Origin of the sequence: Pseudomonas sp. ERMR1:02 (assembly GCF_002277815.1) — a bacterium.
GTDB lineage: Bacteria > Pseudomonadota > Gammaproteobacteria > Pseudomonadales > Pseudomonadaceae > Aquipseudomonas.
Genome location: NZ_NKJI01000001.1, coordinates 429831 through 446087 on the forward strand (window position 1 = coordinate 429831; position 16257 = coordinate 446087).

14 protein-coding genes are annotated in these 16257 nt (G+C 60.4%); 11 read left to right on the forward strand and 3 right to left on the reverse strand.

Annotated elements, in window-relative coordinates; genetic code table 11:
* Positions 1-37: 37 nt before the first annotated feature.
* Positions 38-1552 carry a threonine ammonia-lyase, biosynthetic gene (gene ilvA, locus CES87_RS02090; RefSeq protein ID WP_128604748.1) on the forward strand — a complete coding sequence of 505 codons (1515 nt, stop codon included), beginning with the start codon at positions 38-40 and terminating at the stop codon, positions 1550-1552.
* Positions 1553-1591: 39 nt separating this feature from the next.
* Positions 1592-2017 carry a DUF2269 domain-containing protein gene (locus CES87_RS02095; protein ID WP_128604749.1) on the forward strand — a complete coding sequence of 142 codons (426 nt, stop codon included), beginning with the start codon at positions 1592-1594 and terminating at the stop codon, positions 2015-2017.
* 106 nt (positions 2018-2123) lie between these two features.
* On the opposite strand, the gene CES87_RS02100 is transcribed toward CES87_RS02095, so the two are convergent.
* Positions 2124-2780 carry an HAD family phosphatase gene (locus tag CES87_RS02100; protein ID WP_128604750.1) on the reverse strand — a complete coding sequence of 219 codons (657 nt, stop codon included), beginning with the start codon at positions 2778-2780 and terminating at the stop codon, positions 2124-2126.
* A 143-nt stretch (positions 2781-2923) separates the two neighbouring features.
* On the opposite strand from CES87_RS02100, the gene CES87_RS02105 reads away from it, so the two are divergent.
* Together CES87_RS02105 and ptsP are read left to right on the forward strand one after the other, a co-directional pair.
* Positions 2924-3403, forward strand: a complete 480-nt coding sequence (locus CES87_RS02105) for an RNA pyrophosphohydrolase (RefSeq protein ID WP_028623697.1) — start codon at positions 2924-2926, stop codon at positions 3401-3403.
* Between the two features lie 22 nt (positions 3404-3425).
* Positions 3426-5705: a phosphoenolpyruvate--protein phosphotransferase gene (gene ptsP, locus CES87_RS02110; protein ID WP_128604751.1), complete on the forward strand. Its 2280-nt coding sequence runs from the start codon at positions 3426-3428 to the stop codon at positions 5703-5705.
* A 128-nt stretch (positions 5706-5833) separates the two neighbouring features.
* On the opposite strand, the gene CES87_RS02115 is transcribed toward ptsP, so the two are convergent.
* A complete protein-coding gene (locus CES87_RS02115) occupies positions 5834-6580 on the reverse strand; it encodes an NRDE family protein (protein WP_128604752.1) in 747 nt (248 codons plus the stop codon).
* 132 nt (positions 6581-6712) lie between these two features.
* Here CES87_RS02115 and CES87_RS02120 point away from each other — a divergent pair, with 132 nt between their 5' ends.
* The 3 genes from CES87_RS02120 (at position 6713) to CES87_RS02130 (ending at position 9425) form a co-directional block, all read left to right on the forward strand.
* Entirely contained in the window at positions 6713-7495 is a 783-nt protein-coding gene (locus CES87_RS02120; RefSeq protein WP_128604753.1) for a sulfite exporter TauE/SafE family protein, read from the forward strand.
* A 97-nt stretch (positions 7496-7592) separates the two neighbouring features.
* On the forward strand, positions 7593-8405 hold the full coding sequence (gene lgt, locus CES87_RS02125; RefSeq protein ID WP_128604754.1) for a prolipoprotein diacylglyceryl transferase: 813 nt from the start codon (positions 7593-7595) through the stop codon (positions 8403-8405).
* Positions 8406-8453: 48 nt separating this feature from the next.
* Positions 8454-9425 carry a thymidylate synthase gene (locus CES87_RS02130; protein ID WP_128604755.1) on the forward strand — a complete coding sequence of 324 codons (972 nt, stop codon included), beginning with the start codon at positions 8454-8456 and terminating at the stop codon, positions 9423-9425.
* 93 nt (positions 9426-9518) lie between these two features.
* On the opposite strand, the gene cadR is transcribed toward CES87_RS02130, so the two are convergent.
* Entirely contained in the window at positions 9519-9968 is a 450-nt protein-coding gene (gene cadR, locus CES87_RS02135; RefSeq protein WP_128604756.1) for a Cd(II)/Pb(II)-responsive transcriptional regulator, read from the reverse strand.
* 85 nt (positions 9969-10053) lie between these two features.
* Between cadR and CES87_RS02140 the strand changes: the two genes are divergently transcribed.
* The 4 genes from CES87_RS02140 (at position 10054) to CES87_RS02155 (ending at position 16213) form a co-directional block, all read left to right on the forward strand.
* The gene (locus tag CES87_RS02140) at positions 10054-12309 is read left to right on the forward strand and encodes a heavy metal translocating P-type ATPase (protein WP_128604757.1); all 2256 of its coding nucleotides are present in this window, start codon (positions 10054-10056) and stop codon (positions 12307-12309) included.
* Between the two features lie 16 nt (positions 12310-12325).
* Positions 12326-13189 carry a LysR family transcriptional regulator gene (locus tag CES87_RS02145; protein WP_128604996.1) on the forward strand — a complete coding sequence of 288 codons (864 nt, stop codon included), beginning with the start codon at positions 12326-12328 and terminating at the stop codon, positions 13187-13189.
* Positions 13190-13412: 223 nt separating this feature from the next.
* Positions 13413-14489, forward strand: a complete 1077-nt coding sequence (locus CES87_RS02150) for a putative 2-aminoethylphosphonate ABC transporter ATP-binding protein (protein ID WP_128604758.1) — start codon at positions 13413-13415, stop codon at positions 14487-14489.
* Positions 14489-16213 carry a putative 2-aminoethylphosphonate ABC transporter permease subunit gene (locus tag CES87_RS02155; RefSeq protein ID WP_128604759.1) on the forward strand — a complete coding sequence of 575 codons (1725 nt, stop codon included), beginning with the start codon at positions 14489-14491 and terminating at the stop codon, positions 16211-16213. Before CES87_RS02150 ends, CES87_RS02155 begins: the two co-directional genes overlap by 1 nt.
* Positions 16214-16257 lie beyond the last annotated feature (44 nt).

Sequence of the window (16257 nt, forward strand, 5' to 3'; positions counted from 1 at the left end):
CCGTGGTCCTGCCCAACCCGCTCAGTGATGCTTTCCGATGCTTGAACAATACGTCAAAAAGATCCTCACCTCGCGCGTTTACGACGTTGCCGTAGAAACCCCATTGCAGACTGCCCGTCAGCTCTCCGAGCGGCTGAGCAACGAGATTTGGCTCAAGCGTGAAGACTTGCAGCCGGTGTTCTCGTTCAAGATTCGCGGCGCTTACAACAAGCTGACCCAGTTGAGCGATGAAGAGCGCGCCCGTGGCGTGGTCACCGCTTCGGCGGGCAATCATGCGCAAGGCCTGGCCCTGGCGGCGAAAGTATTGGGCGTGAAAGCGACCATCGTCATGCCCAAGACCACCCCTGAGATCAAGGTCGAAGGCGTGCGTTCGCGCGGTGGCAAAGTGGTGCTGCACGGCGATTCATTCCCGGAGGCCCTGGCCTACTCGCTGAAACTGGTCGACGAAAAAGGCTACGTCTACATTCACCCCTATGACGATCCCCACACCATTGCCGGGCAGGGCACGGTGGCCATGGAGATTCTGCGCCAGCATCCGGGGCGTCTGGATGCGATTTTCGTCCCGGTGGGCGGTGGCGGGCTGATCGCCGGCATCGCGGCGTACGTCAAATACTTGCGCCCGGACATCAAGATCATTGGCGTCGAGCCGGACGACTCCAACTGCCTGCAAGCCGCCATGGCTGCAGGCGAGCGCGTGGTGCTGCCAACCGTGGGCATCTTCGCCGACGGCGTGGCGGTGGCCCAGATCGGCCAGCACACCTTCGATATCTGCAAAGATCATGTTGATGAAGTCATTACCGTCAGCACCGACGAGATCTGCGCGGCAATAAAGGATATCTACGACGATACACGCTCGATCACCGAACCTGCCGGCGCGTTGGGCGTGGCCGGGATCAAGAAGTACGTCGAGCAACGTGGCGTCACCGGGCACACCTTCGTGGCTATCGATTCCGGTGCCAACGTCAACTTCGATCGCTTGCGCCACGTGGCCGAGCGAGCGGAATTGGGTGAGGGCCGCGAAGCCATCATCGCTGTGACCATCCCCGAGAAACCGGGCAGCTTCAAGGCGTTCTGCGAGGCCATCGGCAAGCGCCAGATCACCGAATTCAACTATCGCTATAACACCGGCAGCGAAGCGCACATCTTCGTTGGCGTGCAGACGCACCCGGACACCGACCCACGTAGCGCGTTGATCGCCAGCCTTAGCGAGCAGGGCTTCCCCGTAATCGACCTGACCGACAACGAATTGGCCAAGTTGCACATTCGTCATATGGTCGGCGGACGCGCGGCGCATGTGGTCGATGAAGTGATCCTGCGGTTCGAATTCCCGGAGCGTCCGGGAGCGCTGTTCAACTTCCTCAATAAGCTCGGCGGGCGCTGGAACATCTCGATGTTCCACTATCGCAACCATGGTGCGGCGGATGGCCGCGTGGTCGCAGGCCTGCAAGTGCCTCACGATGAGCGTCATCTGGTGCCGGCGGCGCTGGAAGAAATCGGCTACCCGTACTGGGATGAAAGCGACAATCCGGCCTATCAACTGTTTCTTGGCTGAACGGCTACGCTGATGGGCAAGGCATAAGGAAATCGAACCATGGAAACGTTAACGGCCCTGAAAGCGGCGCACATGGTGGCGACGGTGGTGTTGCTGGGGTGTGCACTGGGCCTGGGGATCTGGGTCTGGCGAACCCGGCGTCTTGGCGACGCAACGGCGGCAAGCCGTACCCTGCAACGACCGCGAGTGTTCATCTGGCTGTTGATGGGGCTGGCGCTCTTGAGCATGCCGTTTACCGGTTGGTGGATGGTGCACCTGGTGGGCTGGCCGCTGGGGCAAACCTGGTTGCTGGCGTCGAGCGTGCTCTACACCGTGGCGGCGCTGGCGTGGTTCTGGTTGCTGGTGCGACTGAACAAAGTACGCAAGACGCCGGGGGGCGTGGGCAAATTCAGCTTTGCGTTGGCGTTGTTCAGTTTTGTCTGCTTTATCGCCATTGCCGGGTTGATGGGCGCCAAGCCCGTGTAGGAGCGAGCCTGCTCGCGAAAAACTCAAGATCGCAGCGGGGCATCAGGTGCCCCGCGTTATCGTTAGCGACCATCGCGAGCAGGCTCGCTCCTACAGAAAGGCGATATCAGCCGCGCAGACTGATCACCGGCCAGCCACGCTTCTCGGCCTCGGCACGCAAGTTAGGATCCGGATCGACCGCCACCGGATTCGCCACCTGCTCCAGCAACGGCAAGTCATTCATCGAGTCGCTATAGAAGTAACTGCCTTCCAGCGAAAACCCGGTCTCTTCCAGCCAGCGATTCAGCCTTGTTACCTTGCCTTCACGGAAACACGGCACATCAGTGCTGCGTCCGGTGTAGCGACCATCCAGCATTTCGCATTCGGTAGCGATCAGGGTTTCGACACCCAGGCGCTCGGCAATGGGGCCGGTGACGAAACGGTTGGTCGCGGTGATGATCACCAGCTTGTCACCGGCGGCCCGGTGTTTGGCCAGCAGTTCGATCGCCTTGGGCAGCATGATCGGTTCGATGCAATCGCGCATGTAGTCGCTGTGCCATAGATCCAGCGTGGCCATTTCGGTGCGGCCGAGGACTTCCAGGCAGAAGTTCAGATAGGCGTCGTTATCCAGCTTGCCAGCCAGATAATCCTGATAGAACTCGTCGTTGCGTGCCTTATAGGCGACGGCGTCGAGGAAGCCGCGCTCACAAAGGTAATCGCCCCAGGCGTGGTCGCTGTCGCCGCCCAGAAGCGTGTTGTCCAAGTCGAATAAAGCCAGCCGCATTGCAGTTACTCGCTGAAAAGTCTGTAGAAAGGCGTCCAGAATACGGACTTTTCACAAGAGTGCACATAAGGTAAGCCGGCGCGTTGCTGCCTTCACAACCTTTGTGGAACAATGCGGCGACATGCGTTTGCGAGGTTGTTGCCGTGATCGACCCCGATGGTTTTCGTCCTAATGTCGGGATCATTCTTACGAATGATGCCGGCCAGGTGCTATGGGCTCGCCGTATCAATCAAGATGCCTGGCAGTTTCCTCAAGGCGGGATCAACCCCCAGGAGACGCCGGAAGACGCCTTGTACCGCGAGTTGAACGAAGAAGTGGGCCTGGAACGCGAAGATGTTGAAATACTCGCCTGCACCCGGGGCTGGTTGCGTTATCGTTTGCCGCAACGTCTGGTCAGGACGCACAGCCAACCGCTGTGCATCGGCCAGAAGCAGAAATGGTTTCTCCTGCGCCTGATCTCCAATGAGCAGCGGGTGCGGATGGATTTGACCGGTAAACCGGAATTCGATGGCTGGCGCTGGGTCAGCTATTGGTATCCGTTGGGCCAGGTGGTGACATTCAAGCGCGAGGTGTATCGACGCGCTCTCAAAGAGCTTGCCCCGCGCCTTTTATCGCGCGACTGACGACGGAGTTCGACCCCGAGCCATGCTCAATACGCTGCGCAAGATCGTCCAGGAAGTTAACTCCGCCAAGGATCTCAAGACGGCGTTGGGGATTATTGTGTTGCGCGTCAAAGAGGCCATGGGCAGCCAGGTCTGCTCGGTCTACCTGCTTGACCCCGAGACTAACCGTTTCGTGCTGATGGCCACCGAGGGCTTGAACAAGCGCTCGATCGGCAAGGTCAGCATGGCCCCCAATGAAGGTCTGGTCGGCCTGGTCGGCACGCGTGAAGAACCCCTGAACCTAGAAAACGCTGCGGATCACCCGCGCTACCGCTACTTTGCCGAGACCGGTGAAGAGCGTTATGCATCGTTCCTCGGGGCGCCGATCATTCACCACCGTCGCGTCGTCGGCGTGTTGGTCATTCAGCAGAAAGAACGCCGCCAGTTCGATGAAGGTGAAGAAGCCTTCCTCGTGACCATGAGCGCGCAGCTCGCCGGGGTTATCGCCCACGCCGAGGCCACCGGTTCGATCCGTGGCCTGGGCCGTCAGGGCAAGGGCATTCAAGAAGCCAAGTTCGTCGGCGTACCCGGTTCGCCTGGCGCGGCGGTCGGCACCGCGGTGGTCATGTTGCCGCCGGCCGACCTGGATGTGGTACCTGACAAGACCATCACCGACATCGACGCCGAACTCGGACTGTTCAAGACTGCTATCGAAGGTGTGCGCGCCGACATGCGCACGTTGTCCGCCAAGCTCGCCACGCAGTTGCGCCCTGAAGAACGCGCCCTGTTCGACGTCTATCTGATGATGCTCGACGACGCCGCGCTGGGCAGTGAAGTGACCACCGTGATCAAGACCGGGCAGTGGGCCCAGGGCGCCTTGCGCCAAGTGGTCACCGATCACGTCAATCGCTTCGAATTGATGGACGACGCCTACCTGCGTGAGCGCGCATCGGACGTCAAGGATCTTGGTCGTCGTCTGCTCGCTTACCTGCAGGAAGAGCGCCAGCAAACTCTGGTATACCCAGACAAGACCATTCTGGTCAGCGAAGAACTGACGCCGGCAATGCTCGGCGAAGTTCCGGAAAACAAGCTGGTGGGCCTGGTCTCGGTACTCGGTTCCGGCAACTCCCACGTCGCGATCCTCGCTCGGGCGATGGGTATCCCGACGGTAATGGGCCTGGTCGATCTGCCGTATTCCAAAGTCGACGGCATCGACATGATCGTCGACGGCCATCGCGGCGAGGTCTACACAAACCCCAGTGACGTGCTGCGCAAGCACTTCGCCGAGGTGGTCGAGGAAGAAAAACAACTGGCCCTCGGGCTCGATGCGCTGCGCGATCTGCCATGTATTACGGTCGACGGCCATCGCATGCCGCTGTGGGTCAACACCGGCCTGCTGGCGGACGTGGCGCGCGCGCAGAAACGCGGAGCCGAAGGTGTTGGCCTGTACCGCACCGAAGTTCCGTTCATGATCAACCAGCGCTTCCCGAGTGAAAAGGAACAGCTGGCGATCTACCGCGAGCAACTCGCCGCGTTCCACCCGCAACCGGTGACCATGCGTACCTTGGACATTGGTGGCGACAAGTCGCTGTCGTACTTCCCGATCAAGGAAGACAACCCGTTCCTCGGCTGGCGCGGCATTCGCGTCACCCTCGACCACCCGGAAATCTTCCTGGTGCAGACCCGTGCCATGCTCAAGGCCAGTGAAGGCTTGAACAACCTGCGGATTCTGCTGCCGATGATTTCCGGTATCCATGAATTGGAAGAAGCCCTGCACCTGATCCACCGGGCTTGGGGTGAAGTGCGTGACGAAGGTTGCGACGTGCCGATGCCGCCGGTTGGCGTGATGATCGAGATCCCGGCGGCGGTGTACCAGACCAAGGAACTGGCGCGGCAAGTGGACTTCCTGTCGGTCGGCTCCAACGACCTGACCCAGTACCTGCTGGCCGTGGACCGAAACAACCCGCGGGTAGCCGACCTCTACGACTACCTGCACCCGGCGGTGCTCCAGGCGTTGCAGAACGTGGTGCGCGATGCCCATGCCGAAGGCAAACCGGTGAGTATCTGCGGTGAAATGGCCGGTGATCCGGCGGCTGCGGTGCTGTTGATGGCGATGGGTTTCGACAGCTTGTCGATGAACGCCACCAACTTGCCGAAAGTGAAGTGGATGTTGCGCCAGATCAACCTGAGCAAGGCCAAGGAGTTGCTGGCTGAGCTAATGACCATCGACAACCCGCAAGTGATCCACAGCTCGCTGCAACTGGCGCTGAAAAATCTTGGGCTGGCGCGGATGATCAATCCGGGTTCGGCCAAGCCCCTCTAAAAAGCTGATGGCCCCTTCGCGGGCAAGCCTCGCTCCTACAGGTCCATGTCGTCCGCATTATTATGCTCGACACAAAACCTGTAGGAGCGAGGCTTGCCCGCGAAGGCGTCTTTGACTACGCCGAAAATCTAAAGCTTGATCTCCACTTCCCCAAGATGCCCGCCATACGGCCCGAAACTCCTTTCGACCAAATGCCGCGCGCCATCCGCCTGGACAATCAACGCCGTACTCGCCCGGGTTCCGTAACTCTGGCTCGAAATAAACACACTCGACAGCAGCATCTCTGTGGCCAATCCCACTCCGGTGTCCGGCAGCTCGGCAAACGGCGCTTGCTGCGAATCGCCGAGCAAGGCCAGCAGCGCCTGAGGTTGTGGATCGTCCAGCACTTCACTCAACGCGGCTTTGGCCTTGAGCAGCTTCGGCCACGGCGTATCCAGCCCGGCGTTCGACAGCCCATAAACCCCTGCAGGCAACATCACCGCTTCCGATTCCCGGGCATTGAAGTGCCAGAGTTCATGGTTATTGCCAATTAGCAGGTTGAAGCCGCCATATTCCGGCGAACGGGCGACAACGTCGGTTAAATAGTCGTCTATTGTGATCTCGCCGGTGAGAAAACGTGCCACCAGCTCACCCCGGGACTTGCGCCCCGGCGGCCGATGGGGATCGCGGATGTTGGTCAGCGCGGCGAAACGCCCGTTGGCGCCGACGCCGAGCCAGGTGCCACCGGCCTCCAGATCGCGACCGGCGTACACCTGCGCAGATTCGGGCCATTGCGCCAGCGGCAGGCTGGGGCGGGCATAGAACTCGTCGCGGTTGGCCGCCACGATCAGCGGCTGGGGATGACCCGGTCGCCAGGCGAAAACAATCAGGCACATAAGGTGATCCTTGTGTGTTTTTTGCCCACTTTACGCAGTCATCGTGCGGGTATCCATCGCCATCCAGTGGAGCCCAAGGCCATGCATCCGTTACCATGCCGCTCCGGTTTTGGGGTTGGGTGGGAAAACAGCATGGAATTTCTGCTCTATCTGGCGCTCGGCGCCTGTGCCGGCGTGCTGGCCGGGCTGTTCGGTGTGGGTGGCGGGATCATCATCGTTCCTGTGCTGGTTTTCAGTTTCAAGGCGCAAGGGTTTGATCCGTCGATCCTGACCCACCTCGCCGTCGGTACATCGCTGGCGACGATCATCTTTACCTCGGTCAACGCAGTACGCGAGCATCACCGCCGAGGCGCGGTGCGCTGGCCGATCTTTGTGTGGATGACTGTCGGCATTCTGATCGGTGCCGGTTTTGGCGCCCTGACCGCCGAAGCGATCTCCGGACCCAATCTGCAGAAGATCATTGGCGTGTTCGCCCTGGTTATCGCCGCGCAGCTCCTGCTGGATGCGAAACCCAAGGCCAGCCGAACCGTGCCGGGGAAAGTCGGTCTGACCGTGGCCGGCAGCGTGATCGGTTGGGCCTCGGCGATTTTCGGAATTGGCGGTGGTTCACTGACCGTGCCGTTTTTGACCTGGCGCAGCGTGCCGATGCAGCAAGCGGTGGCGACCTCGTCGGCCTGCGGTCTGCCGATCGCTTTGGCAAGTGCATTAAGTTTCATGATTCTGGGCTGGCACGATCCGCTGTTGCCGGCCCATAGTCTCGGTTTTGTTTATTTGCCCGCGCTGCTGGGCATTGCCCTGACCAGCATGGTTTTTGCCCGCTTTGGTGCGCGGCTGGCCCACAATCTGTCGCCAAAGTTGCTGAAAAGACTGTTTGCCGCTTTGCTGTTCTGCGTTGGTCTGAACTTTCTAGTCTGAAGCATCTGCTCTGACGCGCAGCGCAATCCTGGCTTAATCCTGAGGTGGCAGCGTCGCCCGGGAATTTTGAAGATTTGAACGCTAATGAGGAGTCGCAATGCTGCCTTACCCGCAGATCGATCCGGTGGCCTTGGCCATTGGTCCGCTGAAAATCCACTGGTACGGGTTGATGTACCTGATCGGCATCGGCGGCGCCTGGCTGCTGGCGTCTCGCCGGTTGAACCGTTTCGACCCGACCTGGAGCAAGGAGAAACTCTCCGACATGGTGTTCTGGATGTCGATGGGGGTGATTGTCGGCGGGCGCCTGGGTTATGTGCTGTTTTACGATCTGCATGCCTATCTGGCCAACCCGACGTTGATTTTCGAGGTATGGAAGGGCGGCATGTCGTTCCACGGCGGCTTCATCGGCGTAATGCTGGCGGCGTTGTGGTTCGGTAAAAAGAACAACAAGTCGTTCTTCCAGCTGATGGATTTCGTCGCACCGATGGTGCCGATCGGCCTGGGCGCCGGGCGTATCGGTAACTTCATCAACGCCGAGTTGTGGGGCAAGCCGACCGACGTGCCGTGGGCGATGATCTTCCCGCCGTTCAGCGATCCGGCGCAGTTGCCGCGTCACCCGTCGCAGCTGTATCAGTTTGCGCTGGAAGGTGTGGCGCTGTTCCTGATCCTGTGGCTGTTCTCGCGCAAGCCGCGGCCAACCATGGCGGTGTCCGGGATGTTCGCGTTGTTCTATGGCATCTTCCGTTTCATCGTCGAATTCGTCCGCGTACCGGACGCACAACTGGGCTATCTGGCCTGGAACTGGCTGACCATGGGTCAGGTGTTGTGCGTACCGATGATCGTTGGTGGTCTGTTCCTGATCTGGCTGGCGTATCACCGCGCCCCGGCAACTCCAGCGGCAGCCGTATAAATTCGAATCCCGGGGCGACGGCTCCGGGTTCAAGGACACAGGTAACTCATGAAGCAATATCTCGAACTGGTCGCCCACGTCATCAAGAACGGCACCAAACAGGCTAACCGCACCGGCGTGAACACCATCAGCTTTCCTGGGGCGATGCTGCGCTATGACCTGCAGGAAGGTTTCCCGGCGATCACCACCCGCAAGATGGCCTTTAAATCGGCCATCGGTGAGATGTGTGGTTTCCTGCGTGGCGTGAACAACGCTGCCGAGTTCCGCGCATTGGGCTGCAAAGTCTGGGACCAGAACGCCAACGAAAACGCTCAATGGCTGGCCAACCCGTTCCGTCAAGGCGAAGACGATCTCGGCGAAATCTACGGCGTGCAATGGCGCAAATGGCCAGCGTACAAGCAGATACCGGTGAGCAACCAGGCCGCCATCGAACAGACCCTGCAACAAGGCTACCGTCAGATCGCCGAAGGCGAGGAAGACGGCCAGGCCTACGTGGTGCTGTACAAGGCCATCGATCAGATTCGCCAGTGTGTCGACACCATCATCAAGGACCCGGGAAGCCGCCGTATCCTGTTCCACGGCTGGAACGTCGCCCAGCTAGATGAAATGGCGTTGCCGCCATGCCATCTGCTGTACCAGTTCCACCCGAATGTCGAAACCAAAGAGATCTCTTTGACTCTCTACATCCGCTCCAACGACCTGGGCCTTGGCACGCCGTTCAACCTCACCGAAGGCGCGGCGCTGTTGAGCCTGATCGGTCGCCTGACCGGCTACACGCCGCGTTGGTTCACCTATTTCATCGGTGACGCCCACGTCTACGAAAACCACCTGGACATGCTCAACGAACAGCTCAAACGCGAGCCGTTCCCGATGCCGAAGCTGGTGATTTCCGACCGCGTGCCTGAGTTTGCCAAGACCGGTGTGTATCAGCCGGAGTGGCTGGAGCTGATCGAGCCGGGCGATTTCTCGCTGGAAGGTTACGAGCACCATGCGCCGATGACGGCGCCGATGGCGGTCTAACGCTGGCACCGCTTCGCGGTGTTCGCGGGCAAGCCTCGCTCCTACAAGTTCACGTCGCAACTGTAGGAGCGAGGCTTGCCCGCGAAGAGGCCCTCAATGTCCATGACTTCTCCCGACATGGGAGTGCTCCACTTCCGTAGCTACAACCCCGCCACTCACTTCCAGCCGCTGCAAAATCCCGCACTGATCGATTTCCGGCCCTTCGCCACAGCGTTGGCGCAGGTCGAGCAGTTGCGTCTGCAAGGCCAGTAAACCGTCGATCCGCGCCTTGACGTGTTGGATGTGCTCGTCGATCAGCGCGTTGACGCTTTCGCACTGGTCCTGCGGGCTGTCGCGAAAGGCCAGCAGGCTGCGGATTTCTTCGAGAGTCATGTCGAGGGTGCGGCAGTTACGGATGAAGGTCAGGCGTTCGGCGTGGGCCTGAGTGTAGACGCGGTAGTTGCCGTCGCTGCGGGCCGGTTCCGGCAGCAGGTTTTCGCGCTCGTAGTAGCGGATCGTTTCTACCGCGCAATCCGTGAGTTTCGCCAGCTCTCCAATTTTCATGACGATAATCTCCAAAAAGGATGCTTGACCCTATAGTGGCTACAGGGTCTTTACTTGGCAACAGGTACTTTTATGGACGCGACCAATGAGCGATTCCCTGCACAGCCACAAACCCGAAGATGCTAGCACCAGCAAACTCAAGCCTGTGACCCAGCATGTACATGGCGGCCATGGCGATGCCTGCTGTTCGTCGAAAGCTGCAACACCCGCGCGGGTCCAGTTGAGTGAAGCGCCAAGTGCCGATGCGCGGCTGAGCAGTTTCCGTATCGAGGCCATGGACTGCCCGACCGAGCAAACGCTGATTCAGAACAAGCTTGGAAAACTGACCGGCATTCAGCAGCTAGAGTTCAATCTTATTAACCGGGTGCTGGGCGTCACCCATAACCTGGCGAGTACCGCACCGATCATCGAGGCCATCAAATCCCTCGGCATGCAGGCCGAGCCGCTGGAGCAGGGCGCCGCAGCACCGGCGCCTGCACCCGAGAAAAAGCCTTGGTGGCCATTGGCGCTGTCCGGCGTCGGTGCTTTGTTGGCCGAAGTCATTCATTTCACCGGCGCAGCACCGAACTGGGTGGTGGCGGTCATCGCGCTGATCTCGATCCTCAGCGGCGGCCTCGGTACCTATAAAAAGGGCTGGATCGCCCTGAAGAACCTCAACCTGAACATTAACGCGCTGATGAGCATCGCGGTGACAGGCGCGATCCTCATCGGCCAGTGGCCGGAAGCGGCGATGGTGATGTTTCTGTTCACCGTGGCCGAATTGATCGAAGCCAAATCTCTGGATCGCGCGCGCAACGCCATCAGCGGCCTGATGCAGATGACGCCGGAACAAGCGACGGTGTTGCAGGCTGACGGCAGTTGGGTCGCGCAAGAGGTGAAAACCATCGAGCTCGGCGCACGGGTGCGGGTGCGGCCCGGCGAGCGCATAGGTCTGGACGGCGAAGTGCTGGCGGGCAACTCGACCATCGATCAGGCGCCGATCACCGGTGAAAGCCTGCCTGTGGAGAAAACCGTCGGCGACAAGGTGTTCGCCGGCACGATCAACCAGGCTGGTTCCCTGGAATATGCCGTGACTGCGACGGCGAACAATTCGACCCTGGCGCGGATCATCCACGCGGTCGAACAGGCCCAGGGCGCGCGGGCGCCGACCCAGCGGTTCGTTGATCAATTTTCAAAAATCTACACGCCTGCAGTATTCATCTTCGCATTGGCCGTTGCTGTGATCCCGCCGCTGTTTATGGGGCAATTGTGGTTTGACTGGATCTACCGTGCCTTGGTGTTGTTGGTTGTAGCCTGCCCTTGTGCGTTGGTGATCTCCACGCCGGTGACTATTGTCAGCGGCCTCGCGGCTGCTGCGCGCAAAGGCATTCTGGTGAAGGGTGGCGTTTATCTGGAGGGCGGTTACAAGCTCGATTACCTGGCTCTGGACAAGACCGGCACCATCACCCATGGCAAACCGGTGCAGACCGATTACCTGTCACTCGATCCGACCGCCGACGCCACGGCCCCGGCGATTGCGGCGGCAATGGCCGGCCGTTCGGATCACCCGGTATCGCGGGCCATCGCCAACGCGGCTGTGGATAAGCAATTCGCACCGTTCTCTGTGGATAACTTTGAGGCCCTGGGTGGACGCGGGGTGCGCGGCGAAATCAATGGTCAGCTCTACCATTTGGGCAACCATCGTCTGGTTGAAGATCTGGGGCTGTGTTCGCCAGAGCTGGAAGAAAAGCTGTTCGCCCTGGAAAAACAGGGCAAATCCGTGGTGCTGCTGCTTGACCGGTCCGGCCCGTTGGCACTGTTCGCCGTCGCCGATACGGTGAAGGAGTCCAGCCGCGAAGCGATCCGGCAACTGCACGAACTGGGCATCAAAACCCTGATGCTGACGGGTGATAATGTCCACACCGCCCAGGCGATTGCCACGCAAGTGGGTATCGATCAGGCTCAGGGTGACCTGCTGCCGACCGACAAGCTGCAAGCCATCGAAGCACTTTATGCAAAGGGCCACCGCGTCGGCATGGTCGGTGACGGCATCAACGATGCGCCGGCACTGGCGCGTTCGGAGATTGGTTTCGCCATGGCCGCTGCCGGCACCGACACCGCCATCGAAACCGCCGATGTCGCCTTGATGGACGACGATCTGCGCAAAATCCCGGCCTTCATCCGCCTGTCGCGGCAGACCTCAAGCATCCTCAAACAAAACATCGTTCTGGCATTGGTCATCAAGGCGATCTTTCTTGGGGTAACCTTCGCCGGGCTCGCTACCATGTGGATGGCGGTGTTTGCCGACATGGGCGTGAGTCTGTTGGTGGTTTTCAACGGTTTGCGCCTGCTGCGCAAATAGACGAAGAGGGATGGTTGTGCTGAGTGCCGAGCTGAAGGCGTTTTACATGGTTGCCCGCCTGGGCAGCATTACCTTGGCAGCGAAGAAGCTTGGCCTGAGCCAGCCCACGGTAACGACCCAGATTCGGCATCTGGAAAGTCAGTACTCGGTGGAACTGTTCTACCGTGGCGGTCGCCGCCTCAGCGTCAGTGATGAAGGGGCGCGGCTGCTGCCGATGGTGAAGACGCTGATGCAGCAGGAAGCCGACATCGAGTTTTTCCTGCGTAACAGCGGCCAGGTTCAAGGCACCCTGCGCATTGCAGCCACGGCGCCGTATTACATCCTTGATCTGGTGAAAACCTTTCGCGAGCGTCTGCCTCAGGTGGAGGTGTCGGTGGAAATCGGCAACTCCCAGCAGGTGCTCGAAGCGCTTGAGGAATACCGTGTCGATGTCGCGGCATCCTCGCAGTTGCTGGAGGATGCGCGGCTGATTCGGCGGGTGCTCGGCAGCGATCCGCTGGTACTGGCGGTGCATCGCAATCATCCGTTGGCGGTTCACGACCATGTGCCGCTCAGCGCATTGGCCGGGCATACGTTGTTGATGCGCGAGCCGGGCTCGACCACCCGCCGCATGACCGAAGAGTTGCTGGCGGGCGCCGGAGTGAGTGTCGGGCCGTTGCTGGAGATCGGCAGCCGCGAGTCGATCCGCGAAGCGGTGCTGCGCAACATCGGCATCAGCCTCATCGCGCGCCAGGAAGTGCCCCACGATCCACAGTTGCGGGTGCTGAGCATCGAGAATGCGCCATTGCTGCCGGAGTATTTGTACTGTCTGAAGGAGCGCAAAGGCGCGCGGTTGCCAGCGGCATTTCTCGGGGTGGCGCAGGAAATGTCCCCGGCCTAATGATCGTTCCCACGCTCCGCGTGGGAATGCAGCCCGGGACGCTCTGCGTCCCAAAGAGCCGAACGCAGAGCGTCCGATGAGGCATTCCCACGCAGAGCGTGGGAACGATCGGTAACTCAACCAAAATCCGCGAATACCACTATCAGCCGTTTTTGCCTCACTGCCATATGACGGACGCATTACAACTCTAGGATGGCCTTCATCTGCTTGATGAGGTCCGTCCATGAACAACTCGATCGCAACTGCCCTGACCAACCCTGGTGCGCCGATGAAAGTGCGCGGCGTGCAAAAGCGTTTCGGTGCTTTCACCGCGCTGGATAACGTGTCCCTCGACGTCGCGGCCGGTGAGTTGGTGTGTCTGCTCGGGCCTTCGGGCTGTGGTAAAACCACCTTGCTGCGTTGCATCGCTGGTCTGGAAAAGCAGGACAGCGGCGAGTTGTACCTGGGCGATCGCGACGTTTCTCACCTGGCACCCCAGGCCCGGGACTACGGCATTCTGTTCCAGTCCTACGCGCTGTTTCCCAATCTCACCGTCGAAGCGAACATTGCCTACGGCCTCGCCAACGCGGGTCGCGATGAAGTGCGCCAGCGTGTCGGACAGATGCTCGAACTGGTCGGCCTGAGTGGCAGTGAGAAAAAGTACCCCGGCCAATTGTCCGGCGGTCAGCAGCAACGGGTCGCACTGGCTCGGGCGCTGGCACCGGCACCGTCGCTGTTGTTGCTGGATGAACCGATGTCGGCCCTCGACGCCCGTGTCCGCGAGCATCTGTGTACCGAACTGCGCCAGCTGCAACGGGAGCTCGGCGTTACCACCCTGATGGTCACCCACAACCAGGATGAGGCCATGCTGATGGCCGACCGCATCGCCGTGATGAATAACGGCAAGGTCGAGCAGTACGCCACGCCGCAGGAAATCTACAACCGCCCGGCTACGCCATTCGTGGCGGAGTTCGTCGGCCAGGGCAACTGGTTGCCATTCCATAGCAGTAGCGACAGCCACGCCCAGGTCGGTGGAATGAACCTGCGCCTGGCCGACGGTAGCGCCAAAACCGCATCGGGCCGTTTGTTCTGTCGTCCGGAAGCGATCAACGTCAACCCGGTAGTGCACGAAGAAAACCTGTTCCCGGCCAAGGTTCGCGAAATCACCTTTCTCGGCAACCGCTGCCGCATGAGCTTCGAGCTTGACCATCTGCCGGGCCACGCCTTGCTGGCCGAACTCGCGCCGGAGGCCATGCCGCGTCTCGGCGCGCAGAAAATCATGGTCGCCTTGCCTCCGCGCAGCCTGCAGGTGTTCGCCTGATGAGCGCGAATATCGCGCTGCCGCTGCCGCACAAGCAGATTCGGCAGGCCTCCCGTGCCGAGATCGGCGACAGGATTTTCGTGGTCGGCGGCAAAGTCCTCTTGCTGGCGTTGCTCGGTGTGGCGGTGTTGATGCCATTGCTGGCGATTTTCTGGCGAGGTTTCAGTTCCGAGGCCGGGCAGGGTGGTGGCTGGCTGGCCGCGCGGGAATTGGTAACCAGTGCCAATTTCCACTGGCTGCTGGGCAATAGCTTGAAGGTTTCCCTCAGTGTCGCGGCGATTGTCGTACCGTTGGCCTATCTGTTTGCTTACGCCTTGCAACGCACGTTGATTCCGGGCAAAGGCATTTGGCGCGGCATCTCTCTGCTGCCATTGATGGCGCCGTCGATGCTGCCCGGCATTGCACTGGTTTATCTATTCGGCAATCAGGGCATGCTGCGCGCTTTGCTTTCGGACAATATCTACGGCTTCTGGGGCATTGTTCTGGGCGAGGTCATCTACACCTTTCCACACGCCTTGATGATTCTGCTGTCGGCGTTGTCCCTGGCGGATGCGCGACTATTCGATGCCGCCTCCAGCATGGGCGCCAGTCCCGCCAAAGCCTTTCGCAGCATCACCTGGCCGGCGACGCGTCAGGCGGTGTTCGCTGCGTTCTGTCTGGTATTTACCTTGACCATCACCGACTTCGGCGTGCCCGTGGTGGTCGGTGGCGACTATCAAGTGCTGGCGCTGGAAGCTTACAAGGCCGTGGTCGGCCAGCAGCAGTTCGGTCGTGGTGCGTTGATCGGGATGGTGTTGCTGTTGCCTGCGCTGTTCAGCTTCGGGGTCGATGCCTGGCTGCGTCGGCGTCATGGCGATTCCATGAGCGGTCGGGCGCAAGTCTTCAAACCGGCGCCATCGAAATTACGCGATGGTTGCTACCTGGCCATCGTGCTGCTGATTTGCTCCGCGTTGTTGCTGGTGTTCGGCATGGCGGTGTTCTCTTCGTTGGTGAAGTTCTGGCCGTACAACCTGTCGTTGTCGCTCAACCACTACCAGTTCAATGACACGGCGGGCGGTGGTTGGCTGGCCTATGGCAACAGCGTGAAGATGGCGTTGAGCACGGCGCTGATCGGTAGTGCGCTGATCTTCACCGGCGCCTACCTGATGGAAAAAACCAAGGGCCAGCGCGGCCTGAATCTGACACTGCGCATGCTCAGCTTCGTACCGATGGCGGTGCCGGGTCTGGTGCTTGGCCTGGGTTACGTTTTCTTCTTCAACCTCACCGGCAACCCGCTGCACGTGCTCTACGGGACCATGACCCTGCTGGTGGTCTGCACCATTGCGCATTATCTGACCACCGCGCAGATGACCGCGACCACGGCGCTGCGCCAACTCGACGCCGAGTTCGAAGCCGCCGCGCTTTCGCTCAAGGCGCCGCTGTATCGGCACTACCTGCGGGTCACCGTGCCGATCTGCCTGCCGGCGTTGCTGGACATCGTGCGCTACTTGTTTGTCTCGGCCATGACCACCGTCTCGGCGGCGATCTTCCTCTACAGCCCCGACACCATCCTCGCGGCGGTGGCGGTGCTGAACATGGATGACGCCGGCAACGTCGGCGGCGCGGCGGCGATGTCGACCCTGATTCTGTTCACCTCGGCGGGCGTGTCCCTGCTGCTGGCCTGGGCCTCGCGCGGTTTACTGCGGCGCTCACAGGCCTGGCGACAGACCGCGCCTGGTCATTGATTCGCTGCTCCTAAAACCAAAAGCCCCTCAACTCAAAAACAGGA